This is a genomic window from Hymenobacter terricola (assembly GCF_017921975.2).
GTDB lineage: Bacteria > Bacteroidota > Bacteroidia > Cytophagales > Hymenobacteraceae > Hymenobacter > Hymenobacter terricola.
Genome location: NZ_JAGEMO020000105.1, coordinates 1 through 578 on the forward strand (window position 1 = coordinate 1; position 578 = coordinate 578).

Here is a 578-nt window from a genome sequence, read left to right on the forward strand (position 1 = left end):
GGCCTTGTACACACCGCCCGTCAAGCCATGGAAGTTTGGTAGACCTGAAGCCGGTGCTCGTCACAGAAGCCGGTTAGGGTAGAACAGGTAACTAGGGCTAAGTCGTAACAAGGTAGCCGTACCGGAAGGTGCGGCTGGATCACCTCCTTTCTGGAGCAGTTCGACTCGGGAGTTCAAGAGTCGTGTTATAGTAATCAGACTTTACGGTTTGTCTTTTCCTTCATTCAAATAATTTTGAATCCGAATACGGGCTTGTAGCTCAGGTGGTTAGAGCGCTACACTGATAATGTAGAGGTCCGTGGTTCGAGTCCACGCAGGCCCACTTGGTTCGCCCAGGTGGTCTGATGGATTCCGGATTCAGTAGTAATTGGGCTATCAGTGATTGATTGATAGTCTGCGATGTCACTAGATACCAGGGTGACGCACGTTCTTTGACGTAAGGGGTAACAAAAACGAAGCGTAGCGCGCTTGGCCTGGCAACGGGCAGAGCAGCTTTCAGCAATGAGGGCAAGCGATACGAAAGCGAAGTAAGCAAGAGCACACGGGGGATGCCTAGGGTCTCAGAGGCGACGAAGGAC

Annotated in this window: 1 tRNA gene and 1 rRNA gene; both read left to right on the plus strand. The window is 51.9% G+C overall.

Features of this window, described 5'->3' with window-relative positions:
- A 16S ribosomal RNA gene (locus J4G38_RS25580) occupies positions 1–150 on the plus strand; the annotation flags it as partial.
- Between the two features lie 98 nt (positions 151–248).
- Positions 249–322, plus strand: a tRNA-Ile gene (locus J4G38_RS25585).
- The last annotated feature ends 256 nt before the right edge of the window (positions 323–578 follow it).